We start from the raw sequence: 21,722 nt of genomic DNA on the forward strand, positions 1-21,722 counted from the left end.
CCCGGCTACCCGATTCGCCTCCGATACCATACGAATCCCCAGAAAAGAACACTTACCAAGCCGAAGAAGATCATAGCCATACCCGAAAGGATAATAGACGGCCCCATTGGGTCGCCTTTATCTAGCATGATATGTTCACTCATCTCTTCACTCAATCCGCCCCAATACCGGCGGTGATCGAGGATTAAGATCCCGAGACTCGATGCCGCCACGAAAAATAGAATCGTGGTCGTGGAGGCAAATGCTGTGGCAACCGGGTTCCTAATCTTTATCATTCCTTTGGCGAACGTGAAGAGTAGTCGCGAAGAGTAGTGCGGCAGCGTTACTCGGAGTTGACTACCTCGCCTTGTGGGGAGGTCTTACTTCGCCGTCCGATCTCCTCCAAGGTGATATTTGGATCCGTTACGCTTGCATCAATCAAATCTCGGGCCTCTCCAATCTTAAGAATGAGGCAAAGAAAATCACCTCTTTGAATCCCCGCGTTTGAAAGGCCGAGGTCCTTCCGCATGGCTTTGTAGAAGGTTTCCATTGAAAAGACTGTTGGCGCAGCCGTAGAATTCTGAGACAACCGCGCCATCATATCCACATATGCCCTTACCGTAGCAGGACCTGCCCAAAGAATAATCTTTCGATTAAAGTCCCGGAGAAACTTAACCAGACGGTCTGGCTTGCCTGATCTGGAACCACTTTCCGATGCGATGTTTTGAAACTGATCAATGAACTCTTCATAGACCTTCTGTCTTTTCTCTCTATAAACCTCGGTCACTTCCTTGACCTTCTCCAAATAACGGCCAAGGGCGACGGCTCCGATCGAAACCGTGACCGTAAAAAAGCCGGTCACAAGGGCTGCGCCTAATTCTGGATTCAAACCAGACAGGGTGATCCACAGAGCCCTTACCCCAAGAAACGCTCCCGCAATCAGTCCGATGAGTAAGATCAAACCAGTCAGAATCGAAATGGCTTTTTTCATTTTTATTTCTCCCAACGTGAAGGACACTCGCGGAATAGGCGCTAGCCTATTTCGTTGAGTGCTCCGCCTGGTTGTGTGCCGGGCACGGCCCGTGATCTCAAGAGTGAGAAAATGATAGTGCAGACACAGTTATCAAGTTCAAGTCTCAACCCCAGCCTGACAGAGGCGAAGGGGATAGCGAACGGCAAGGTGCGTCCGGCAACGGACGTATTGAAGGAGGCCGCACGCAAAGCGCGTGTATCGCAAACGCATGGGGTAACGAAAAGAAACCGGTTTAGGCGGTCCGACGCCGGGACGAGTCCGCAACGCAGGATGAAGTCCTCTATCTGTCGAATGGCTAGGAACGTAGAGCCGGTGCTCGTGTGCGAACAGATCATGGGTTCACCCCGGGAGATCCCCTCCACCGTCCCCGCCCTCTGGGGGGACTGGGCCGAGCGCGAGCGAGGTCGACATGGCGGGGAAGTCAGCAGAGGGCATAGTAAGCGGTGGAAACGAGCCGGGAGTAGTCGCCGACGGGTTACCCGTCCGACGAAGAACCAACCGGAGGTCTCACCCCGACGAAGGCCCGAACGGTGCCCGTACCGAACGGTCCGGGTAAATGAAAGCGGCAAGTAGCCGGAGCGTCTTATGGAAGAAGAGCAACTGTCAGTTGAAGCTTTCATAGCGTCGCGCCTGAGCGAAAGCCCGACAGGTCAAGTCCGACTGATGGAATCGATCCTCGAACGGACCAACATGCAGAACGCGCTCCAGCGCGTGAAACGAAACAAGGGAGCCCCCGGGGTGGACGGCATGACTGTCGGCCAACTCAAGGGCTACACCAAACGCCACTGGGACGAGATCAGAGAGAGCCTGCTTAACGGAACCTACCAGCCCTTGCCGGTCCGCCGAAAGGAGATCGACAAGCCGGATGGAGGGGTCCGCCTGCTGGGCATCCCGACCGCTCTCGACCGGATGGTGCAACAAGCGGTCGCCCAAGTGCTCAACCACATCTGGGACCACACGTTTTCCGAAAACAGTTTCGGATTTCGTCCCGGACGCGGCCAACGCCAGGCGATCCGGCGCTGTCAGGAGTATCTGGCAGCTGGATACCGCTACGTCGTGGACATCGATCTCTCGAAGTTCTTCGATCGCGTAAACCACGACCGGCTTATGAGCCGGTTGGCCACCAAAATCAAAGACAAGCGGGTGCTTAAACTCATCCGCGCCTTCCTCACCTCGGGAACGATGGTGGGAGGGCTGGTCGAACCGGGAGACGAGGGGACGCCGCAGGGCGGACCTTTGTCCCCGTTGCTCAGCAACATTGTCCTGGACGAACTGGACAAAGAGCTGGAGAAGCGCGGGCTGAAGTTCGTGCGTTACGCGGACGATTGTGTCATCTACGTTCGCAGCGCCGAAGCGGCCCAGCGAGTCAAGCGCAGCATCACCACCTTCATCACCCGGCGACTCCGTCTGGTGGTTAATGAAGAGAAAAGCGCCATCGCACGACCGTGGCAAAGCAAGTATCTCGGCTTCAGCCTGACAAACTCTCGTCAGAAGCCGCTGATTAGCATCCACTGGAAATCGATCAAGCGCTTCAAGGAGCGGGTAAAGGAGATTACCTCCCGAACCCGCGGCCGTTCCCTGAGACAAGTCATCGACGAACTGGTCACCTACCTGAAAGGCTGGTGGGGCTACTACGGCATCGCCGAGTCGCGCTCCCGCCTGACGGGATTGGCAAACTGGATACGACGACGACTGCGGAGCTTGCAATGGAAGCATTGGAAGAATCCTCGAACTCGGGTCAGGCATCTGCTCGGACTGGGAATATCCCGCGACTATGCCGTCAAAACTGGCAGCGCCAGCAAAGGCTGCTGGCGGATGAGCCAGGTGAAATGGGTGATGATTGCGATGCCCAATCGCTACTTCGAAAAGCTCGGTCTGGTTATTCCTTGGGATTGACCTGCCTCGAATCAGCCGAACCGCCACTTACGGACCCGTATGAGTGGTGGTGTGGGGGGGCCGGCCCGCGAGGGCCGGTTCTATCCCGATCTGCCATTTCCGTTACAGTCCCACCAAAGTGTTCCTCAAGTTTGGCCATGCCGACCAAACAAGAATCTCTTGAATCATCAAGGTCAGAATAACCGCAACGGACAGGACGACCACGGCGGAAAGGATAGGATAATCTTTCTTTTGTATCTTCTGCCAGAACAACGCTCCGATTGCGATCAAAGCACACGCGGGGAGGACGTGAAAAGAAATCGATATAATACTTCCTCCTGGGTTGATTCGAGGTGCGCCTTGAGTGGGAAGGGCGAGAAGAACGATCAAGGGGATTCCGAATAAAAATGCAGTCCATCCGGTTCGGTGGCGAATAGTTTCGGTGCCAAATAATGCCAACGATGCCACGTAGATAAAAGGAGTATTAAAAATCCATCCATTCAATTTTTCGCAGAACGTCGCCGAGTAGGCACGGCGCTTATGATGATCGCTCCTCGCCGGACGGTTTTCCGCCGTTGACTACCTCGGGCTTGTTCTCCTTTAATGCTCCGCGCTCGCTAGTGATCCAACCAGCACAGAACCATCCTCGTCCTTGAATGAACTGTGGAAGCGACTCCTTAAGAAGGGAGTAAATGTCATTCTGGCTAAATATGCTGAATGTGAAGGAATCATGATAAGGCTCAGGACCACCGGAAAGGTACCACGGCTCCTCGAACCCAATCGAGCCATCCCATATAATCCTTTTCGGCAAGCCCTGATCGGCGATTTCGATCGAATTATAGAAGCTCCGGAGATTCGAAAGGCTTCCATCCCGGATTTCCACGTGACCCATGTCTATCGTGATCGGATTCCCAATTGCCGCTTCTGAGATAAACTGAACAAGTTCAACGAAGAGCTCGGAGTCAAAAAACATGTCAGCGCAGCCACTCCGGTAGGAATCCAAAACCAGTGCGATCCGGTAACGATGACCGGTCTTTCGGATCTCCTTGGGAATCGGCGTGATCTTGTGATGCGTCCCATTCACCAGATTTACTTTCCTTTTATTATTCATCTGGAGAACGTGAAGAGGAGGTATGGAGAGTAGCGCGACAGCGCTACTCGGAATTACCTCCCTCGCCTTGTTAGCGGATCCTTGTAGTAGTTGTAGGGCCCAACGATGCGCATACCAGCCCCAGGCTGCACGGTCGATTCCGCCTCGACAACATAGGCGATACCATCCCGTTCCGTCTGAAGCACCCACAACTCCCGCCCAGGCTCAAGGAATAACACACGGTCGATGGAGGGATCCACAACTCGTTCCCGTGGACGGTCCGGATAGAAATCTGCTAATGCCTGCTCGGTGGCGGAAATCCTCTCAATAGCCTCTTGCTGGGCATTCGAATTCATTCTACTCGGTCCGCTCGGGAGGTCGGCGAGAATGGGCCGGAGGACAACCCTTCCTTCCACTTCCACTTCTTCCCATTTAAGGGGCGAAATCCCAGGACCAGCCCAGCCGTCGTCGCTCTGCGGGGCAACCCTTTGCTCTGAAAAAGGCTCGTTCTGAGCGGGCGAGTGACCCTGGCATCCGAAGAACAGAAGAAGGATCGGAAGTATCCATAGGATGTATTGTCTATTCATCATACTTCTCTCGCTAACAGTATAGACTGCGAAACTCAGTTTCGCTTTTTGTGAAGACGTTTTTTGAGGAGATTTGGTTTCATCGAGATCGGGTGGGGAGGGGGACGAATTGAGTTTTTTCTTTTTAAGTATCTGATTTAGCGACTGATAGGGGGATGGTCAAGACTTGATCAGGCGAAGGGGAGTTTCGCATTCTGCGGTAAAAAGCGAAACTCACGTGTCGTGGAAAAAGCGAAACTCGCGGAAGGGAAAAGCCTAGGTGCAATGCGTGGGAGGTGATTCTATCTGACGGCGCTCCGACGGGGGCGATGATCGAAGTCCGGTTGGGGTGAAAGAGATTCGGAAGTCGGGTGGATCGGTGGCGGAGGGAATCGCTTTGGGCGATTCGAACGCGGCGGGAGACGGGGCGGCGAAGCCAACCCCGCTACGGGGGAACGGGGGTTGAGTGGCGACGATGGTGGCGGACGACACGGAGGTCATCCCTCTCGGTTGCGTGGATGAAAGGTGGCGGAGGCTGTTTTGGGACGGGGGAGCGGTGGCTGAGGGGGGACGATGTTGGCGGACGACACAGAGGTCGTCCCTCCCGGTTGCGTGGATGGAGGGTGGCGGAGGCGGTTTTGGGACGGGGGAGCGATGGTTTGAGGGGGGACGATGATGGCCGGACGACACGGAGATCGTCCCTCCCGGTTGATGCGGAGCTCGGTTGGGGGGCGACGCGGGGGCGTTTGTTCTTTGAAGGAAGGCTTCGCCCCGTCACTTCCCCGGGGAAAGGAGAATGATGAATGATGAGGGATGAATGATGAAGGATTCCCGGGGGAGTCGGTGTTCCGGTGGGATCCTGTTGTTTCCGGAATTACTTATCCCACGGGTTGGGGGTGGTGGAAAGTCGAAAGTTTGGGTTTTGGGGGTTGGGGGAGAGGCCAGGGGCAGGGGGACAGGCAGGAATGCCTGTGTCACGGGGAGGGCGGTCGCGGGGGGCGCCCCGCGACCGGTGTGGGAGAAGTTAGCGGGCGGCGGGGGTGGCGGTCGAGGCGGGGGTGGCTTCTTGTTCGCCAAGCCAGCGTTCGGCTTCGATGGCGGCCTGGCAGCCCATGCCGGCGGCGGTGATCGCTTGGCGGTAAACATGGTCGACGCAGTCGCCGGCGACGTAAACGCCGGGGATTTTGGTTTTCACCATGCTGCCGGGTTGCGGCATGAAATAGCCGCTTTCGTCGAGATCGAGGTGGTCGGCGAAGACGTGGGTGTTGGGAATGTGGCCGATCGCGACGAAGATTCCTTTGCAGTCGATCCGCTTTTCCGCGCCGGTTTTCAGGTTCTTGACTTCGACTCCGCTGACCGCTTTCTCCGCGACGCCGTGGATTTCGGTGATGGCGCTGTCCCAGCAGACTTCGATTTTCGGGTGGGCGAGAACGCGGTCGGACATGATTTTGGAGGCCCGGAGTTCGTCGCGGCGGTGGATCAGGGTGATTTTGCTGCAGAAATGGGTGAGAAACAGGGCTTCCTCGGCGGCCGAGTCTCCGCCGCCGACCACGACGACGTCCATGTTGCGGTAGAAGGCGCCGTCGCAGGTGGCGCAGGTGGTGACGCCGCCGCCGCCGAAGAGATCTTTTTCGCCGGGGAGTCCGAGGAGGCGGGGGGAGGCGCCGGTGGAGATGATGACGCTGCGGGCGCGGAATTCTTCGGAAGCGGTCCGGAGGACGAACGGGCTTTGGGAGAAATCGACGCTTTCAATGAACCCCTGCTGGAACCGGGTGCCGAAACGGGTGGCCTGGTTGCGCATGTTTTGCATCAGGGTGAAGCCATCGATGCCGTTCTCGAAGCCGGGAAAGTTTTCGACCTCGGAGGTGGTGGTCAGTTGGCCGCCGGGAAGGTTTCCCTCGATGACGAGCGGGCTGAGGTTGGCCCGGGCGGTGTAGATGGCAGACGTCAGCCCGGCGCAACCGGTGCCGACGATAATCACGCTTTCAATTTTGTCGCTCATTCGTAAGGGTGAAACTAGACCACCTTTCGGGTCAAATGGAAAGAAAATCGGTATGAAAGATCATTTAATCGACAGTCACACGCATTTGGAATCGTTCCATCGTTCGGGGAAGTTGGCGGAAGTCCTGGAACGGGCCCGGGAGGCCGGGGTGGAGCGGTTGGTCACGGTCGGGACGGGGCGGCGGGATTGGGAGCTTTATCGGGGGTTGGCGGCGGCGGATCCGGAGCGGATCGCCTATACAGTGGGGATTCATCCGTGTGATGTCGGGGAGGATTGGCGGGAGCAGGCGGCGGAGTTGCCGGGGTATTTCGGCGGGGAGGTGCGTCCGGTGGCGTTGGGGGAGGTCGGGTTGGACCGGTTTCACCTGAGCCGGGATCCGGAGGAGGCGGAAGTGGAGATGGGGCGTCAGAAGGAGGCGTTCGCGGCGCAGTTGGCGTTGGCGGCGGAGTCGGGGGTGCCGGTGGTGGTGCATTCGCGGGGGGCGTTCGAGGAATGCGTGGAGATGGTGGATCGGTCGGGGGTGGCGTGGGACCGGGTGGTCTTCCATTGTTTCACGGAAGGGGCGGAGGCAATGCGGAAGTTGATGGAGCGGGGCGGCTGGGGGTCGTTCACGGGGGTGTTGACGTATAAGAAGGCGGAGGAGGTGCGGGAGGCGGCGTTGGCGCAGGGGTTGGATCGGTTGATGATCGAGACGGACGCGCCGTATCTGGCGCCGGCGCCGAAGCGGGGGAAGCCGAACGAGCCGGGGTATTTGCGGTATACGGCGGAGTTCGCGGCGGAGTTGTTCGGGGTTTCGTTGGAGGAGTTGGCGGCGCGGACGGCGGAGAATACGCGGGCGTTTTATGCGCTGGGCGCGGGGGCGGAGCGCGGAGCGCATAGACGATAGCTGATAGACGATAGACGATAGACGATAGACGATTGGATGGCGCCTGATAGGGCGCGATGGGCCTGATAGGACGAGGGAAGAAGAGGTTTAACCGCAAAGGGCGCGAAGAGCGCAAAGGAAAGGATTGGGTGACTTCTGTTTGGCTTTCTTCTCTTGTCTTGGCGACCTTGAGCGAAGCGGGCGGTTGAGGCGATGGGGACCGCATGAATGCGGGACTCCAACGGAGGGGTGTTGGGGGAGACGAGATTTTCGATTCCACTTGACCGGGTTTCGGCGGTTTTTCATTGTGATCGCTTTTCTTTTTGACGGGGCGGAGTTGCGTCCACGGGAAGGATACGAAACATGGCGGCGAATCAATCAGAACGGCAGAATGCGGCGAGAGGGCGGGTAACCGTGCCTTGGATACAGGCGTTGGTGTTGTTCGGGATTTGGGTGCTGTTCAGTGGCAAATTCGATTGGTTCCATTTGTCGTGCGGGGTGTTGGCGGTGGCCTTTGTCTTGTGGCTCGACCGGAAACTGGGGCCGGCCAATTTGCGGGAGACGGATTTGCCGGTGCGGGTGCATCCGGTGCGGCTGGCGCTTTATTTTCCGTGGCTGGTTTGGCAGATGATGCTGTCGGCCTACGAGGTCGCTCGGATCATTCTGGGACAAGGAGCGATGCATCCGCGGATGGTCAGCTTCGATTGCGAACAACCGCATACGGTGGCCAGGGTGGTCTTGGGGAACTCGATCACGTTGACCCCGGGGACGCTGACCTTGCATATCGAAGGGGACCGTTACCTGGTGCACGCGTTGAGCGAGAATTCGTTGCAGGGGTTGTTGGCGGGTGACATGCAGCGGAAGGTGGCGGAGATGTTTTGGGCCGACGGCAAGGGGGCGGTGTCGAACGTGAAGATTGGAGACCAAGGTATTCGAGGAGGGATTCCGGGATGATGGAGCGATTTTTCGTGGCGACGACGGTGGCGGTGGTGCTGATCATTTTGATCCCGTTTTACCGGGTGGCGGTCGGGCCGACCGTGTTTGACCGGTTGCTGGCGATCGGGGCGATGGGGGCGAAGACGATCGGATTGGTTTGCCTCTTTGGGTTTCTTTACGGGCGGTTCGACATGTTCGTCGATATCGCATTGGCGTATGCGATTCTCAACTTCATCGCGGGGATCGCGGTGGCAAAATATTTCATTATTCCGCCTTACCGGACATGATTTACCTGCAGAACAGTCTGGCGGTAATCCTGGTGATGCTGGGATTGGTGACGATGTTGATCGGCAGTCTCGGAATCATCCGGTTGCCCGATTTTTTCGCCCGAACCCATGCGGCCAGCAAAGTGGATACGGTCGGGATCATCTTTCTGTTGTCGGGGTTGGCGGTGTATGAAGGGTTCACGCTGACCGGCGGGAAGTTGGTCTTGACGATCTTTTTCGTCGCGCTGACGAATCCGGTGGCGGTGCATATTCTCGCGCGGGCCGCGTTGCGGTTCGGTTTGAAACCGTGGCGGAAATCGGAGAAGGAGGCGAATCCATGAACTGGGGGATCGAGCTGGTTTTGTACGTGATGCTGTTGGTAACGGCGTTGTTGGCGCTTGGGGTGAAGAACCTCTTGGCGGCGGCGTTGGCGGCGGCCTCGTTCAGTCTGATCGTGGCGGTGCTGTTCATTTCGATGGGGGCGGTCGACGTCGGGTTCACCGAAGCGGTGGTCGGCGCGGGGATCGTCGGAGTCTATTTCATTGCGGTCATTTTCAAAACGACGAGGAAGAGCCGGGATTGAGAGTATTCAATTACATACTACTGGCGGTTTTCACCGCGATTCTCCTGTATGCGACCCGTTACCTGCCGGCGCGGGGGGATCCGCATGCGCCGATGCACCAGGAGGAGAGCGTGGTTGGCACGCCGTTGGCCGGGGCGTATTTCATTCAGAACGCGTATGAAGACGCGGCGACGCCGAACATGGTGACGGTGGTCTTGGCCGACTACCGGAGTTTCGATACATTGGGCGAAGTGCTGGTGGTCTTCGCGGCGGCGATCGCCTGTATGTTGATTCTGCGGCGGAGGAGGCCGGAGGAAGAATGATCACGCCGTCGAAAAGTATCATCGTGATCGCGGTGAGCCGGGCGTTGGCCCGGGTGATCCAGTTGTTCGGGATTTATGTGATCATCCACGGGCATTACAGTCCGGGAGGCGGATTCCAGGGCGGGGCCTTGTTGGCGGCGGGGATTCTGTTGTTGCGGATGACCGAAGGACGGGCCGAAAGCCAGTCGGAGTTGCGGACGGATTTGGCGATTCCCTTGGCGGCGGTTGGGGCGTTGATTTTCGCGTTGCTCGGGGTGGTGCCGCTCTTTTTCGGCGGGGTGTATCTCGATTACGGGGCGGTGCCGTTTTTTGGCATGGAGGCTCCGTGGGTCCGGCATTACGGGATGTTGGTGATCGAAGTCGGGATCGGCCTGGCGGTGATGACGGCGCTCGTTTCGATTTTCGATCATTTGGTGGGGGACGGATACGATGATTGAGTTTCTGCACGATTATTACGCGTATTGGGCGATCATGATTCTGCTGGTGATCGGGCTTTACGGGATGCTTTTGAAGAAGAACCTGATGAAGCAATTGATCGGGATGGTGATTTTCCAGAACTCGATCATCCTGCTCTTCGTGACGGCGGCGTTCAAGTGGGAGGCGACGGTGCCGATCCTGGATGACGGCCGTCCGGTCGGGGATGTGACGAATTATTTGAACCCGTTGCCGCATACGCTAATGCTGACGGCGATCGTGGTCGGGGTGGCGATCGTGGGGGTCGGGTTCGCGATGCTGACCGCGATTTACCGGAATTTCGGGACTCTGGAGGAGCCTGAGTTGATGGAGCGGATGAAGGAATGACGGACCATCTACCAGCTCTGATACCGATGTCGCTTTTCATCGGCGCGTTATTGGCTCCGGTTTGTCGGCGTCGGGCGCGGGTGTGGCCGTATGCGGTGGCGGTCTTGGCGATCGGGTTCGCCTTCGCCGGGTCGCTGGCCGGATTGGCCCGCTCGATCCGGGACGGGGAACCGGTGGTTTATTACTTCGGCGGGTGGATGCCTCCGATGGGAATCGAGCTGATCCTCGATCCATTGTCGGCCTTCTTTTGCGCGCTGGTGACCGGGGCGGGACTGTTCGCGTTGTGGCATGGCCGGACGTTGGTGGATGAGGAGATTCCGGGGCGGGGGATTCCGTTTTACAGCGCGGTGCTGTTGTTGCTCGGCGGATTCTCCGGGATGTTGCTGACGGGAGACATGTTCAACCTCTACGTCTTCCTGGAAATCAGTTCGCTGGCGAGCTACGCGTTGTTGTCGATCGGCGACAAGCGGGCGCCGATGGCGGGATTCCGTTATTTGATTTTGGGTACGGTTGGGGCTTCGTTTTATCTGCTCGGCGTCGGGTTCCTGTTCATGGTCACCGGATCGTTGAACATGGGGGACGTGGCGGCGATCCTGCCGGAAATCGGGCATTCGCCCGTGACGTTGTCGGCCCTGGTGTTGATCGTGCTCGGGGTCGGGTTGAAGATGGCTCTTTTTCCGATGCACGGCTGGATGCCGGACGCCTACACGTATGCGACCTCGACCAGCACGGCCTTGGTCGGGGCGGTCGGGACGAAAGTGGCAGCCTATATTTTGATCCGGGTCCTCTTCTTCATGGAAGATCCGGTCTTCGTGGCGGAGGAGATTCCGTTGACGACGATCATCGGGTATCTCGGGGCGGCCGGGATCATCTGGGGGGCGGCGATGGCGATGGCCCAGAAGAATTTCAAGCGGATGCTGGCGTTCAGCAGCGTGGGACACGTCGGGTACATCGCGCTCGGGATCGGGTTGGCGACGCCGCTCGGGTTTGTCGCGGCGGTGTTGCACTGTTTGAACCACGGGGTGATGAAACTCTGTCTGTTCATGATCAGCGGGACCCTGGCCTCGAAGCTCGGTCACAACACGGTGGCCCGATTCGACAACTCGTTGGCGAAGAAAATGCCGTGGACGATGATGATTTTGGCGATCTGCGCGTTGTCGATGATCGGGTTGCCGCCGACGGCCGGGTTCTTCAGCAAGTGGTATTTGGTGATGGGGTCGCTGGAGCAGGGGAACTGGGTGTTCCTGGTGGCGATCGTGATGAGCAGTTTGTTCGCGGTGGTTTATTTCTTCCGGGTGTTGGAGCGGGTTTACCTGCGGGCGCCCGGGGTGGACGAGGAAACGGAAGCGGCGAAGCCGCCGGTGGCCCGGGAGGAAGCGCGGGCGTCGATGCTGGTGCCGATGATGATCCTCGGGGTGAGTTTGTTGGTGATCGGTTTCGGCAACTTCCTGTTGGTGCAGCATGTGATCGTGCCGATGATGCCGGTGGGATGGGGGTTTTAACCACGAATGGACACGAATAAACACGAATCGAAACGTCCGGCGGATGGTGGTGAATTGATGGTTTGGGGCTGATACGGTGTTGGAATTTGAAACATACAGTTCTTCGATTCCGCTGTGGGCGGTGTTGGTATCGTTGATCGCGACGCCGTTGATCGTGATGTCGGCGAAACGGCCGAATTTGCGGGAAGGTTGGACGTTGATCGCGGCGGTGATCAAGTTCGCCCTGGTCCTGACGTTGCTGCCGGGAGCGGTGGCGGGGGCAGTGGCGGAACAGTCGCTGCTGGCGATCGCGCCGGGAATCGAACTCGCTTTCCGGGCCGATTCGTTCGGGGTGTTCTTCGCGCTGATCGCATCCGGTTTGTGGATACTGACCTCGTTCTACTCGATCGGCTACATGCGGGGGAACCACGAGAAAAAGCAGACCCGTTACTACGCCAGCTTCGCGGTCAGTCTGTCGGCGACCATCGGGATCGCGTTTTCGGCGAACCTGCTCACCTTTATCATTTTCTACGAATTGCTGACCCTGGCGACCTATCCGCTGGTCATTCACAAGGAAAACAAAGTGGCGATCCGGGCCGGGCGCCAGTATCTGGCTTTCGCGCTTTCGGCGGGTCTGTTGTTGGTGGCCGGGTCGGCCTGGATTTACGTGACCACCGGGACGCTCGATTTCCAGCCCGGGGGGATTCTGGGCGACGTGGAGAGCGGTCCAGGGATCATGCGATTGGTCTTCGTGGCGTTCATCGCGGGGGTCGGGGTGAAAGCCGGCTTGATGCCTCTGCACAGTTGGCTGCCGTCGGCGATGGTCGCTCCGACGCCGGTGAGCGCGTTGCTGCACGCGGTTGCGGTGGTGAAGTCGGGGGTGTTTGGGGTGGTCCGGATGACCGGATTCGTCTTCGGGCCGGACGTGATGCGGGCGTATGACCTGCACATTCTCCTGGCGCTGTTCGCCGGGGCGACGATCATCTTGGCCTCGTTGATCGCGTTGCGGCAGACCGACCTGAAGAAACGGTTAGCCTATTCGACGGTGGCTCACCTCTCGTATGTGACGCTCGGGGCGGCGCTGTTGTCGGCGGAAGGATTCGCCGGCGGGATCATGCATATCTCGGCCCATGCGACGATGAAGATCACGCTCTTCTTTTGCGCCGGGGCGATTTACGTGCACACCCATCGGCAGCAGATCGGGGATCTCGATGGCATCGCGAAAGCGATGCCGTGGACGATGGGGGCGTTCGTGGTCGGCTCCATGGGATTGGCCGGGTTGCCGCCGGTGAACGGATTTTTGAGCAAATGGCTGTTGATGGAAGGGACGCTCGCCGGAGGAATGTGGATACCGATCGCGGTCCTCTTCACCAGCGGCCTGTTGAACGCGGCGTATTTCTTTCCGATCATCCACCGGGCCTATTTCCGGAAATCGACCAACTTCGACGGAATGGGGGAAGCATCCCCCTTCATGGTGGTGCCGTTGTGCATGACGGCGGCGTTGTCGGTGATATTTTTCATGTTTCCGAACCTCTTTTTCCATTTCTTCGACATGGCGATGATGATCGCGCAGAGCATCACGGAAGGAGGGCGGTCCTGATGAAAACGTGGCACTGGGTGGCGTTGGCGGTGATTTTCGCGGGAACGGTGGTCGCGTCGTTCCTGGATCCGATGGATGAAACGCCGGCGCTGTTTTACGCCTTTTTCGGTTTTTTCGGATGCCTGCTGATGTTGTTTTTGACGAAAGTGGTCGGGAAGAAATTCTTGGCGAGAAAGGAGAATTATTATGATGCTCCCTGACATCCCACCGGCCTTTATCTTCCTGTTGGGGGCATTGCTGCTGCCGCTGTTTCCGGAGCGGTTGCGGGCGACGATCTTTCCGTTGTTTCCGCTCGCCTCGCTGATTTGGATCTGGGGGCTCTCGGAAGGGACGCATCTGACCCATTCGTTGGCCGGGCTGGAGTTGATCCTGTTGGAAGTGAGTCCGCTCAACCGCGGGTTCGGGTTGGCCTTCTCGCTGGCGGCCTTCGCGGGCGGGATTTACGCGATGCACATGCGGGACCTGCGTCAGCAAGTGGCGGCGCTCCTGTATGTCGGCGGCTCGCTCGGGGTCACCTTCGCCGGAGACTTTTTCACGCTGTTGATCTTCTGGGAAGTGATGGCGGTCTCGTCGGCCTTTCTCGTGTGGGCCGGAGCCGGCCGGGCGGCGGAAGCGGCGGGGTTCCGTTATTTGCTGGTCCACCTCTTCGGGGGAAGCCTGTTGTTGATCGGCGTGGTGATGTTGTATCGGGAAGCCGGGACCTTGGAACTCGGGGTGTTCGAAGTCGGGCAATGGTCGCCGGCGGTGGTGTTTATCCTGTTCGGAATCCTGGTGAACGCGGCGGCTCCGCCGTTGCACGCGTGGTTGCCCGACAGTTACACCAAGGCGACGGAGACCGGGGCGATTTTCCTGAACGCCTTCACGACGAAAGTCGCGGTTTATGTGATCGCCCAATGTTTTCCCGGTTGGCCGCTGATCCTTTGGGTCGGGATCGCGATGGCGCTGTATGGCGTGTATTACGCGGTGTTGGCGAACGACATGCGGTTGATTCTCTCCTACCACATCATCAGTCAAGTCGGCTACATGCTGGTCGGCATCGGGATCGGGGGAGACGGGGGCGTCAGCGCCGGGGCGGCCCACGCCTATAACAACATCATTTACAAGACGCTCCTTTTCATGGGGACCGGCGCGGTGATGTATGCGGTGGGGAGGACCAAGCTGACCGATCTCGGCGGATTGGGGAAACAGATGAAATGGGTGGTTGCCCTGTATCTGATCGGGGCGTTTTCGATCTCCGGTTTCCCGTTGTTCAGCGGCTTTGTCAGCAAAGGGATGATCCTGCACGAAGCCGGAAAAGTGGAAACCTATCTACTCTTGCTGGCGGCGGTCGGCACCTTTTTGAGCGTCGGCTTAAAACTGACCTATTACACCTGGTTCTACCGCGAAAGCGAACTGAAGGTGAAGCCGATCCCGGCCAACATGTATGCGGCGATGGTCCTGCTGGCGATCCCCTGTCTGCTCTTCGGGCTCTGGCCGAACGCCTTGTTCGCGACGTTGCCGGTCGCGGTCGAGTTCCAGGCCTATACCGTTTACATGGTGGTGGAGGCGATCCAGTTGCCGTTGTTCGTCTTCGTGGCGTTTTGGATCTTCCGGCATAAAATCCTCGGCGAGGCGAAGATCGCGCTCGATACGGACTGGTTTTACCGGAAATCGGCTCCGATGGCGCGGACGCTGACGATCGGGGCGGTGAACGCGTTTTTCGCGGGGGCTGAGGCCCGATTGTTGAAAGTGATCGATTTGGCGGTCACTTTCGCGCGGAACCCGGCCGGTTTCTGGCGGAAGCCGTTCCGGGATTTCGAACCCGACTTGGACCGGGCCGGGCTGGATTTGGCCCTGATGTTGACCGTGTTGACCATTGTCGTGACGACGGTATTCGTCATTTTTTGACCGGGAACCGTATGGGACGCAGATGGTTGGCGGGGCTCTGCTGGTTGGTCGGCGGCTTGGCGGGGGTCGGGGCGGCGGATGTCCCGGTAAATTCTTTCGGCGAAGGAAGGGCGGAGCGGGTGGCGCCGTTCGCCCAAGGGTCGAGGATGGCGGGCGTTGGCGGCGGGGTTGCCTTCGGGACGCTGGAGTTCGGGGGAAGCGTGCGGCATGATCTCGCGGTTTTTCAGCTCCACCACGGTTGGATGCTCGGCGGGCCCGTGGCCGAAGGAAGCTGGTATCAAGGCGGTTGGATGGTCGGGGCGGAGTTGATCGCGGGATACCGATACCGGCCGGAGCCGGCGGTTTTGGTGGGGGCGACGCCGTTGATTCGGTATGTCTTCGGGGCGGGAAGCCGGTGGAAACCGTTTGTGGAAGCGGGAGCGGGAGTGGCGTTGACGGACGTTGGGGAACCCGACTTAGGCGGAAAGGTGCAATTCAGTCCCCAAGGGGGCGCGGGATTGTTCTGGATGTGGGGAAGGGATGCCGCGGTGGTGGTTCAGCAACGGTTCGTCCATTATTCCAATGGAGGCACGCGGTCGCCGAACGGGGGAATGAATCATCACGCCACGATGATTGGGTTGGCGCGGTTTTATTGACTGCAGGGAGTTTTGCACAGACAAGAATGTCCGTTGTAGCATGCCGGCTTTCGCCGGATGAAGGGAGCGGCGCGCTTTAGCCGCCGTCGTTGGACGGACGGGGGGGACGATTTTCGTGGCCGACGGTCTTCGGCTGAAGCACGAAGTTCTGGCTTATGCTCTGTTTCATCGAGTGAAAACTCGATGCTGCGGGTAGCATCCGGCTTTCGCCGGATGAAGGGGGCCGCCGTCAGTGCCGCGGTCGACAGTCTTTGGCTGAGGCGCGAAGTTTCGGCTTGGCCACATGTTTCATCGAGTGAAAACTCGATGCTACGTGATCCGCCTTTCGCCGGATGACTGAGCCGCCGTCAGTGCCGTGGTCGACTGTCTTCGGCTGAAGCGCGAAGTTTCGGCTTGGGCACATGTTTCATCGAGTGAAAACTCGATGCTACGTGATCCGGCTTTCGCCGGATGACTGAGCCGCCGTCAGTGCCGTGGTCGACTGTCTTCGGCTGAGGCACGAAGCTGCTATGAGGGTTTCGTGACAAGCGGAAAATGAAACCGTTGTTTGATTTATTTTTCTTAGGACATTCTTAAGATCTGCTTTCTTACCTTAGTTCCCCTAGCGGGGGTTTGGGGGCGGCAATGAGCCCCAATCTTTTGGCCTTTGGAGTTGCCCCCGGAAAGGAATGTCTCTCGTCCCCGGTCCCCTCGAACTGGCCGGGGGGACAAACTGCTATCCGCGCGTGCCTTAGAGGCAGCGCATTATAATTTATGCGACCCCCGGCGAGGCCGGAGGAAAAGAGGGACGGAGCAAGCGGCACAATCTACAGGAACGGATGAAAGTCCAAGCATCGAAACGTGCGCGCTCCACTCCGAAATCGGGTTCGCTTCAGGCAAAAAGATCAAAGAACAAAAAGGGAAGTTGGTTGCCCTCAGCCGACTGCAACCTCGGGCATCCTCAGGCCGAGCTTCTCAGGCGTGGTTTGACCGGTGGCCAACCGCCACAGATCGATGGCGAGCTTGCGGGCGGCCGCGACCGCGATCTTGCGCCGAGACCGGCCGCTGACAAGCTTCTCGACCAACTCGCGCACGGGCGGGTAATCGGGTTGCCATCGCACCATGCGCCAGACCGCTTCGATTAACAGGGCGCGTATTCGCGGATTGCCGTGCTTGTTTATACTCAGATCCCGGGAGGATCCTCCGCTTTGGTGAACCCCGGCACATAATCCGACGAAGCCGGCCACTTGACGCCGGTTCTTAAACCGTCCCCAGTCGCAGATCTCCCGCAGGAGCATCACCCAGGTCAGGGCTCCGATTCCGACCGGCAGAGGCTGTTTAACCTCCTCGACCAGTTCCTTTTTGATGGCCCTTTCCTTCTCGTCGAGCTTCAGCAGAATCTCACGCATTACCTCAAGTTGCTGGACCAGATACTCGGGTAATTCGAGACAGAGATCCTTCCATTTGCGCGGCCCCCACCAACGGCCTTTCACGTGGAATCCCTGCGCCAGCAACGCGCTTCGACCACGTGCCTCCCATCCACTCCGGCTCTTCTTGATCTGATCGCGCAGACGTGATCTCGCCCGCGCCTGTTCTTCCTCCTGGCTTGGCACACGAATGACCGTGAAGGCCTTCTTGTTGCCTCGCAAATAGCGGTCGAGTTGGTCGACCAGCCCCCGCGCATCAAGGTTATCCGTCTTTTGGTTGCGTCCGCCCGCCAGGCTCACCGGGGCAACCACGAAAACGGTGGCTCCCAATTCGGTGAGCTGGCGGTATAATCCATAGCCGCAAGGACCAGCCTCATAACAGGCATAAACCTTCAGGTCGGCGGCCACTAACTTGCCAACGAGGCGAACCAGTTCCTCGTGCTTCAAGCGCAACGGGCGTTGCGGCAAGCTGCCGTCCACCTGTAGGCAAGCCACGCCATCGCGGGCATGAAGATCGATCCCGAGCTTGACCTCCTGCCCATTGGACGAGACGATTCCGTTAATCAATTTGGAGAAGTTATTTTTCGATTGGTTATTCATATCGGGCGACATGTTGGAGAATTCTTTCCCACTTGTCGCCCTCATGTTATCTACGGGTAGCATCCGGCTTTCGCCGGATGAAGGGAGCGGCGCGCTTTAGCCGCCGTCGTTGGACGGACGGGGGGGACGGTTTTCGTGGCCGACGGTCTTCGGCTGAAGCACGATGGTCCGGCTTGGCCTGGGGGCACAGACAGGAATGTCTGTGTCACGAAGGGTCACTTGGCGGCGCGGGCGGCTTTGTCGCGGGCGAGTTGGTCGAATAAGACGACCTTGAACATCTGGTAGGCGAGCCAACCGACGCAAGTCATGCAGAGTCCCACCATGATTGCCCAGAAGTTGATCCAGAACGGTTCGTGGCTCGGCACCGTTCCCCGCAGCGAAAGGAAACTGATCAGGAAGAACGGGACGATGAACAGAAGGTCCTTGGCGAACATCAGGAAATAGGAAGGTCTGCCTTTGTTGCTCATAATGAAACGACCAACCTAAGAATGAACCGTCGGCCTTGCCAATCGAAAACTTTGGAAAAATCGGGGGACGGTGCTCGGAGGGTCGGGCGGCGTAGCCCAACCGACTCACGAGGGGGATGCACGGGGTGCCGGTTTTGCTTGTGCGGGGGAGTGCGGATTCCATAAGGTGGACCTTTGTGAAAAAAGATTCGCACACGCCTCGCGCCAGGAAGCGGAGGAAGCTCATCACCTTTCGGCAGATCGTTTACATCGCCGCGGGAATGGGGATTTTGGCGCTTCTCGCATCGTTCGCGCGGGAGGTTCCGGTGCAGGAATTCGTGCAGGCGGTCCGGGATCTTGGGCCGATTTCGTTCTTTCTCGCCATGGCCGTATTGCCGGTGATCGGTTTTCCGGTCACTCCGTTTTATCTGTTGGCGGGGGCGACCTTCGGGATTTGGATCAGCATCATCGGAACCGCGATCAGCCAGGCCCTCAATCTGTTTCTGGCCTATTGGCTCGCGCGCCGCTATTTGCGGTGGGTGATCGAGAAACTGGTCAGGAAGGCGCAATACAAGATTCCCCAAGTGGCCCCGAAGCATTATGTGAATTTCACCATGCTGGTGAAGGTGACACCGGGGCCGCCGAACTTTCTGAAGAGCTTTATTCTCGGTTTGGCCCGGATTCCGTTCGGAATTTTCTTTATCGTATCATGGCCGACGACGATGGGCTTCGCTATCGGGGTGATCATCTTCGGGGATTCGTTGATGGATGGCGATATTGCCCAGGCGATTTTGGGTTTTGCGTTGATGGCTGTTTTCCTTGTGGCGATCAAGGTGGCGGCGGGTTACTACAGCAAGCGCCGCGGGTTGATCGATCCGGTTCCGGAATTGGACGCGGACGAGGGGGAGGTCGAGGGCGACGGGAGGGTGGATGCTCCGGAAAAAGGGGGGTGACCGAGGTTGTTGCGATCTTGTTTTTCCGCCAAGGTGCGAAGATTTGAGAACCTGCCAAATCCCACTTGCAAACGGAAAGCCATCTGCTATCTTCTCCATCGTAAGAGTTAGCGGAGTTGGTGAATTGTCAGTTGATTTGTGTCAGGGACAGTTTGAAATCCGGCAGTCGGGAACAGTCCGCCCTCTTTTAGAGTTAGATACAAATCAACATGTCAACGAAGTTATATGTAGGGAATATTCCCTTCACCACGACCGAAGCCGCTCTCCAGGATCTTTTTTCCGAAGTGGGAACCGTGCAAGAAGTGGTTCTGATGCAAGATAAGTTCACCGGCAAATCCCGTGGTTTCGGGTTTGTCACCATGGCTTCTTCGGAAGAAGCCGCTCGGGCGATTGAAACCTGCAATGGCGCCAAGATCGACGGACGTGAATTGACCGTCAACGAAGCTCGCCCGCGTGAAGAGCGCAGTGGCGGCGGCGGCGGTGGTGGCGGTTACGGCGGCGGTGGCCGTGGCGGTGATCGTCGTGGCGGTGATCGTCGCGGCGGTGGCGGCGGCGGTTACGGCGGCGGTGGCGGTGGCTACGGTGGTGGCGGTCGCAGCGGCGGCCGTTACTAATCCGGCGCTGAACCGGCAACGGTTTTGAATTCGCCCCGGATCCGCAAGGATCCGGGGCTTTTTTGTGGGATGTGATGGAGGGGATGCTTGGAGCTGACGCGAACCGGCGGTTCGCCGGGTTCGATTCGGGAAAACAGACAGAATGTCTGTGTCACAGGAACCGGCTTGAACTGTGGAGGGGATTCATTAGGATGGATGGATGCCGAAACGGAAGGTTGCCATAGAGATACGTGAGGCCACGCGGGCGGATATCCCGGAGTTGGCGGAATTGAACCGGATGGCGTATCCGGATCTGGTGGAGGAAAATGTCGTCTGGGCGACGGAGCAATTGCGAAGCCACCTCCAGGTGTTTCCTCAAGGCCAATTGCTCGCCTTGATCAAAGGGGAAATCGTTGGGGCGGTGGCCTCTTTGATGGTCGATCTCGGGGCGGATCCGTTGCGACAGCATACCTTCGAGGGGATCACCGACGGGGGGTATTTCACCAATCACGACCCGAGGGCGGACACACTTTACGGGGCGGATATCTACGTCCACCCGCGCCATCATGGGAAGGGAGTGGGCTCGGCGCTGTATGAAGCGCGCCGGAATCTGTGCCGACGTCTGAACTTGCGTAGGATCGTGGCTGGCGGCCGGTTGTTTAATTACCATCAATACGCCGATAAATTCAGTCCGGAAGAGTATGTCAGCCGGGTGGTCGCCGGGGAGATCCGGGATCAGGTATTGAGTTTTCAATTACGCGAAGGGTTTGAGATTCGCGGGGTGTTGCCGAATTATTTGCCCGATCCTCCGAGCGGGGACAACGCGGCGTTTCTGGAGTGGTTGAATCCGGATTACCGTCCGGTTCCGCAGGCGAAACGAAAGGCCCGGATCACCTGCGTGCAGTATCAGATGCGGAAAGTTGAATCGTTCGAGGATTTCGCCCGGCAGGTGACTTATTTCGTCGATGTGGCTTCGGAATACCGGTCGGACTTCGTGGTCTTTCCGGAGTTTTTCTCGATGCAGTTGCTCTCCCAAAGCAAGACGTTGACTCCTCAGGAAGGAATTCGGGAGCTGGCGGAATTGGCCCCCCGGTTTCGTGAATTGATGCAGGGGCTGGCGGTCAGGTTCGGATTGACGATCATCGCCGGAAGTCATCCGGCCCAGGAGGGGAAGCATATCTATAACACCAGTTACATCTGTCTGCCGGACGGGCAGGTGGCGGCGCAGCGGAAGCTGCATATCACGCCGAACGAACGGCGCTGGTGGAAGATCACCGGAGGGAACACTCTGCGGGTGATCGACACCCCGAAGGCGAAAATAGGCGTGTTGATCTGTTATGACGTGGAGTTTCCGGAAGCGGTGCGGCATCTGGCGGACAACGGCGTCGAGATCCTGTTCGTGCCGTTTTGCACCGACAACCGGCAAGGGTATTTGCGGGTGAGATATTGCGCCCAGGCCCGGGCGATCGAGAACCAGATTTACGTGGCGATGACCGGGAACGTCGGAAATCTCCCGGATGTGACGAACATGGATGTCCAGTATGCGCAGGCCGCGGTGTTGACTCCGTCCGATTTCGCCTTCGCCCGGGATGCGGTGGCGGCGGAAGCCGATTCGAGCGAGGAAACCTTGTTGGTCTGCGACGTCGATCTGGACGACCTCTACGATTCGAGGTCGACCGGTACGGTGACGCCGAGGCTGGATCGCCGGAAGGATCTCTTCGATTTCGTCTGCCGCGCTCCGGAAGACGAAGAGGATTGAGGGGAAGACGCGAGGAAACCTGGCTTGATTTTTCGCGTTCTTCTGATTCTGTTGACCGTTTTGG

General features: G+C 58.3%; 23 protein-coding genes and 1 pseudogene. 18 read left to right on the forward strand and 6 right to left on the reverse strand.

Annotation, left to right across the window (positions count from 1 at the left end; genetic code table 11):
* Positions 1 to 322 precede the first annotated feature (322 nt).
* Positions 323 to 970 (reverse strand): hypothetical protein, encoded by a 648-nt coding sequence (locus ACWUI2_RS17285; RefSeq protein WP_486984102.1) that lies wholly within the window; start codon positions 968 to 970, stop codon positions 323 to 325.
* Positions 971 to 1,675: 705 nt separating this feature from the next.
* On the opposite strand from ACWUI2_RS17285, the gene ltrA reads away from it, so the two are divergent.
* Positions 1,676 to 2,908, forward strand: a complete 1,233-nt coding sequence (gene ltrA, locus ACWUI2_RS17290; protein ID WP_486982643.1) for a group II intron reverse transcriptase/maturase — start codon at positions 1,676 to 1,678, stop codon at positions 2,906 to 2,908.
* Between the two features lie 102 nt (positions 2,909 to 3,010).
* On the opposite strand, the gene ACWUI2_RS17295 is transcribed toward ltrA, so the two are convergent.
* The 3 genes from ACWUI2_RS17295 to trxB all read right to left on the reverse strand — a co-directional run bounded on the left by ACWUI2_RS17295 (position 3,011) and on the right by trxB (position 6,545).
* The gene (locus ACWUI2_RS17295; RefSeq protein WP_486984103.1) at positions 3,011 to 3,355 is read right to left on the reverse strand and encodes a hypothetical protein; all 345 of its coding nucleotides are present in this window, start codon (positions 3,353 to 3,355) and stop codon (positions 3,011 to 3,013) included.
* A 70-nt stretch (positions 3,356 to 3,425) separates the two neighbouring features.
* The gene (locus tag ACWUI2_RS17300; protein ID WP_486984104.1) at positions 3,426 to 3,998 is read right to left on the reverse strand and encodes a hypothetical protein; all 573 of its coding nucleotides are present in this window, start codon (positions 3,996 to 3,998) and stop codon (positions 3,426 to 3,428) included.
* Between the two features lie 1,569 nt (positions 3,999 to 5,567).
* A complete protein-coding gene (gene trxB / locus ACWUI2_RS17305) occupies positions 5,568 to 6,545 on the reverse strand; it encodes a thioredoxin-disulfide reductase (RefSeq protein ID WP_486984105.1) in 978 nt (325 codons plus the stop codon).
* A 52-nt stretch (positions 6,546 to 6,597) separates the two neighbouring features.
* Between trxB and ACWUI2_RS17310 the strand changes: the two genes are divergently transcribed.
* From ACWUI2_RS17310 to ACWUI2_RS17370, 13 genes are all read left to right on the forward strand, one after another.
* Positions 6,598 to 7,431 carry a TatD family hydrolase gene (locus ACWUI2_RS17310; RefSeq protein WP_486984106.1) on the forward strand — a complete coding sequence of 278 codons (834 nt, stop codon included), beginning with the start codon at positions 6,598 to 6,600 and terminating at the stop codon, positions 7,429 to 7,431.
* Between the two features lie 342 nt (positions 7,432 to 7,773).
* Positions 7,774 to 8,364 carry a Na+/H+ antiporter subunit E gene (locus ACWUI2_RS17315; protein WP_486984107.1) on the forward strand — a complete coding sequence of 197 codons (591 nt, stop codon included), beginning with the start codon at positions 7,774 to 7,776 and terminating at the stop codon, positions 8,362 to 8,364.
* Complete coding sequence (locus ACWUI2_RS17320) at positions 8,361 to 8,633, forward strand: MrpF/PhaF family protein (RefSeq protein WP_486984108.1); 273 nt, start codon at positions 8,361 to 8,363, stop codon at positions 8,631 to 8,633. The genes ACWUI2_RS17315 and ACWUI2_RS17320 overlap by 4 nt, the downstream gene beginning before the upstream one ends.
* Positions 8,630 to 8,953, forward strand: a complete 324-nt coding sequence (gene mnhG, locus ACWUI2_RS17325) for a monovalent cation/H(+) antiporter subunit G (RefSeq protein WP_486984109.1) — start codon at positions 8,630 to 8,632, stop codon at positions 8,951 to 8,953. The genes ACWUI2_RS17320 and mnhG overlap by 4 nt, the downstream gene beginning before the upstream one ends.
* Positions 8,950 to 9,195, forward strand: a complete 246-nt coding sequence (locus tag ACWUI2_RS17330) for a Na(+)/H(+) antiporter subunit B (RefSeq protein WP_486984110.1) — start codon at positions 8,950 to 8,952, stop codon at positions 9,193 to 9,195. The genes mnhG and ACWUI2_RS17330 overlap by 4 nt, the downstream gene beginning before the upstream one ends.
* A complete protein-coding gene (mbhE, locus tag ACWUI2_RS17335) occupies positions 9,192 to 9,497 on the forward strand; it encodes a hydrogen gas-evolving membrane-bound hydrogenase subunit E (protein ID WP_486984111.1) in 306 nt (101 codons plus the stop codon). Before ACWUI2_RS17330 ends, mbhE begins: the two co-directional genes overlap by 4 nt.
* Positions 9,494 to 9,934, forward strand: a complete 441-nt coding sequence (locus ACWUI2_RS17340) for an MnhB domain-containing protein (RefSeq protein WP_486984112.1) — start codon at positions 9,494 to 9,496, stop codon at positions 9,932 to 9,934. Before mbhE ends, ACWUI2_RS17340 begins: the two co-directional genes overlap by 4 nt.
* The gene (locus ACWUI2_RS17345) at positions 9,927 to 10,298 is read left to right on the forward strand and encodes a cation:proton antiporter subunit C (RefSeq protein ID WP_486984113.1); all 372 of its coding nucleotides are present in this window, start codon (positions 9,927 to 9,929) and stop codon (positions 10,296 to 10,298) included. The genes ACWUI2_RS17340 and ACWUI2_RS17345 overlap by 8 nt, the downstream gene beginning before the upstream one ends.
* A 26-nt stretch (positions 10,299 to 10,324) precedes the next feature.
* Entirely contained in the window at positions 10,325 to 11,800 is a 1,476-nt protein-coding gene (locus ACWUI2_RS17350) for a complex I subunit 5 family protein (protein ID WP_486984114.1), read from the forward strand.
* Between the two features lie 79 nt (positions 11,801 to 11,879).
* Positions 11,880 to 13,379, forward strand: coding sequence for a monovalent cation/H+ antiporter subunit D family protein (locus ACWUI2_RS17355; RefSeq protein ID WP_486984115.1), 1,500 nt, complete (start codon positions 11,880 to 11,882; stop codon positions 13,377 to 13,379).
* Complete coding sequence (locus ACWUI2_RS17360) at positions 13,379 to 13,579, forward strand: hypothetical protein (protein ID WP_486984116.1); 201 nt, start codon at positions 13,379 to 13,381, stop codon at positions 13,577 to 13,579. The genes ACWUI2_RS17355 and ACWUI2_RS17360 overlap by 1 nt, the downstream gene beginning before the upstream one ends.
* A complete protein-coding gene (locus ACWUI2_RS17365; protein WP_486984117.1) occupies positions 13,566 to 15,266 on the forward strand; it encodes a Na(+)/H(+) antiporter subunit D in 1,701 nt (566 codons plus the stop codon). The genes ACWUI2_RS17360 and ACWUI2_RS17365 overlap by 14 nt, the downstream gene beginning before the upstream one ends.
* 11 nt (positions 15,267 to 15,277) lie before the next feature.
* Positions 15,278 to 15,901 carry an acyloxyacyl hydrolase gene (locus ACWUI2_RS17370; RefSeq protein ID WP_486984118.1) on the forward strand — a complete coding sequence of 208 codons (624 nt, stop codon included), beginning with the start codon at positions 15,278 to 15,280 and terminating at the stop codon, positions 15,899 to 15,901.
* 914 nt (positions 15,902 to 16,815) lie between these two features.
* Here ACWUI2_RS17370 and ACWUI2_RS17375 read toward each other — a convergent pair.
* Complete coding sequence (locus tag ACWUI2_RS17375; protein WP_486981276.1) at positions 16,816 to 17,952, reverse strand: IS110 family RNA-guided transposase; 1,137 nt, start codon at positions 17,950 to 17,952, stop codon at positions 16,816 to 16,818.
* Between the two features lie 170 nt (positions 17,953 to 18,122).
* Positions 18,123 to 18,374 carry a hypothetical protein gene (locus tag ACWUI2_RS17380; RefSeq protein WP_486984119.1) on the reverse strand — a complete coding sequence of 84 codons (252 nt, stop codon included), beginning with the start codon at positions 18,372 to 18,374 and terminating at the stop codon, positions 18,123 to 18,125.
* 176 nt (positions 18,375 to 18,550) lie between these two features.
* Between ACWUI2_RS17380 and ACWUI2_RS17385 the strand changes: the two genes are divergently transcribed.
* The 4 genes and pseudogenes from ACWUI2_RS17385 (at position 18,551) to ACWUI2_RS17400 (ending at position 21,658) form a co-directional block, all read left to right on the forward strand.
* Positions 18,551 to 19,306 (forward strand): TVP38/TMEM64 family protein, encoded by a 756-nt coding sequence (locus ACWUI2_RS17385; RefSeq protein ID WP_486984120.1) that lies wholly within the window; start codon positions 18,551 to 18,553, stop codon positions 19,304 to 19,306.
* A gap of 209 nt (positions 19,307 to 19,515) precedes the next feature.
* Positions 19,516 to 19,725 (forward strand): annotated as a pseudogene (locus ACWUI2_RS17390) (RNA recognition motif domain-containing protein); the annotation flags it as partial.
* A gap of 34 nt (positions 19,726 to 19,759) precedes the next feature.
* The gene (locus tag ACWUI2_RS17395) at positions 19,760 to 19,948 is read left to right on the forward strand and encodes a hypothetical protein (protein WP_486985094.1); all 189 of its coding nucleotides are present in this window, start codon (positions 19,760 to 19,762) and stop codon (positions 19,946 to 19,948) included.
* 171 nt (positions 19,949 to 20,119) lie between these two features.
* Positions 20,120 to 21,658: a GNAT family N-acetyltransferase gene (locus ACWUI2_RS17400; RefSeq protein WP_486984121.1), complete on the forward strand. Its 1,539-nt coding sequence runs from the start codon at positions 20,120 to 20,122 to the stop codon at positions 21,656 to 21,658.
* Positions 21,659 to 21,722: the final 64 nt, after the last annotated feature.

The organism is Verruconatronum alginivorum (assembly GCF_056590205.1).

Excerpts from the sequence above, each read along its gene's own strand:
- ACWUI2_RS17350 (WP_486984114.1), top strand. The coding sequence starts at position 10,325 with ATGTCGCTTTTCATCGGCGCGTTATTGGCTCCGGTTTGTCGGCGTCGG.
- ltrA (WP_486982643.1), top strand. The coding sequence starts at position 1,676 with ATGGAATCGATCCTCGAACGGACCAACATGCAGAACGCGCTCCAGCGC.
- trxB (WP_486984105.1), bottom strand. The coding sequence starts at position 6,545 with ATGAGCGACAAAATTGAAAGCGTGATTATCGTCGGCACCGGTTGCGCC.
- mnhG (WP_486984109.1), top strand. The coding sequence starts at position 8,630 with ATGATTTACCTGCAGAACAGTCTGGCGGTAATCCTGGTGATGCTGGGA.
- ACWUI2_RS17315 (WP_486984107.1), top strand. The coding sequence starts at position 7,774 with ATGGCGGCGAATCAATCAGAACGGCAGAATGCGGCGAGAGGGCGGGTA.
- ACWUI2_RS17330 (WP_486984110.1), top strand. The coding sequence starts at position 8,950 with ATGAACTGGGGGATCGAGCTGGTTTTGTACGTGATGCTGTTGGTAACG.
- ACWUI2_RS17320 (WP_486984108.1), top strand. The coding sequence starts at position 8,361 with ATGATGGAGCGATTTTTCGTGGCGACGACGGTGGCGGTGGTGCTGATC.
- ACWUI2_RS17365 (WP_486984117.1), top strand. The coding sequence starts at position 13,566 with ATGATGCTCCCTGACATCCCACCGGCCTTTATCTTCCTGTTGGGGGCA.
- ACWUI2_RS17370 (WP_486984118.1), top strand. The coding sequence starts at position 15,278 with ATGGGACGCAGATGGTTGGCGGGGCTCTGCTGGTTGGTCGGCGGCTTG.
- ACWUI2_RS17360 (WP_486984116.1), top strand. The coding sequence starts at position 13,379 with ATGAAAACGTGGCACTGGGTGGCGTTGGCGGTGATTTTCGCGGGAACG.
- ACWUI2_RS17380 (WP_486984119.1), bottom strand. The coding sequence starts at position 18,374 with ATGAGCAACAAAGGCAGACCTTCCTATTTCCTGATGTTCGCCAAGGAC.
- ACWUI2_RS17345 (WP_486984113.1), top strand. The coding sequence starts at position 9,927 with ATGATTGAGTTTCTGCACGATTATTACGCGTATTGGGCGATCATGATT.
- ACWUI2_RS17375 (WP_486981276.1), bottom strand. The coding sequence starts at position 17,952 with ATGAGGGCGACAAGTGGGAAAGAATTCTCCAACATGTCGCCCGATATG.
- ACWUI2_RS17285 (WP_486984102.1), bottom strand. The coding sequence starts at position 970 with ATGAAAAAAGCCATTTCGATTCTGACTGGTTTGATCTTACTCATCGGA.
- ACWUI2_RS17340 (WP_486984112.1), top strand. The coding sequence starts at position 9,494 with ATGATCACGCCGTCGAAAAGTATCATCGTGATCGCGGTGAGCCGGGCG.
- ACWUI2_RS17400 (WP_486984121.1), top strand. The coding sequence starts at position 20,120 with ATGCCGAAACGGAAGGTTGCCATAGAGATACGTGAGGCCACGCGGGCG.
- ACWUI2_RS17310 (WP_486984106.1), top strand. The coding sequence starts at position 6,598 with ATGAAAGATCATTTAATCGACAGTCACACGCATTTGGAATCGTTCCAT.
- ACWUI2_RS17300 (WP_486984104.1), bottom strand. The coding sequence starts at position 3,998 with ATGAATAATAAAAGGAAAGTAAATCTGGTGAATGGGACGCATCACAAG.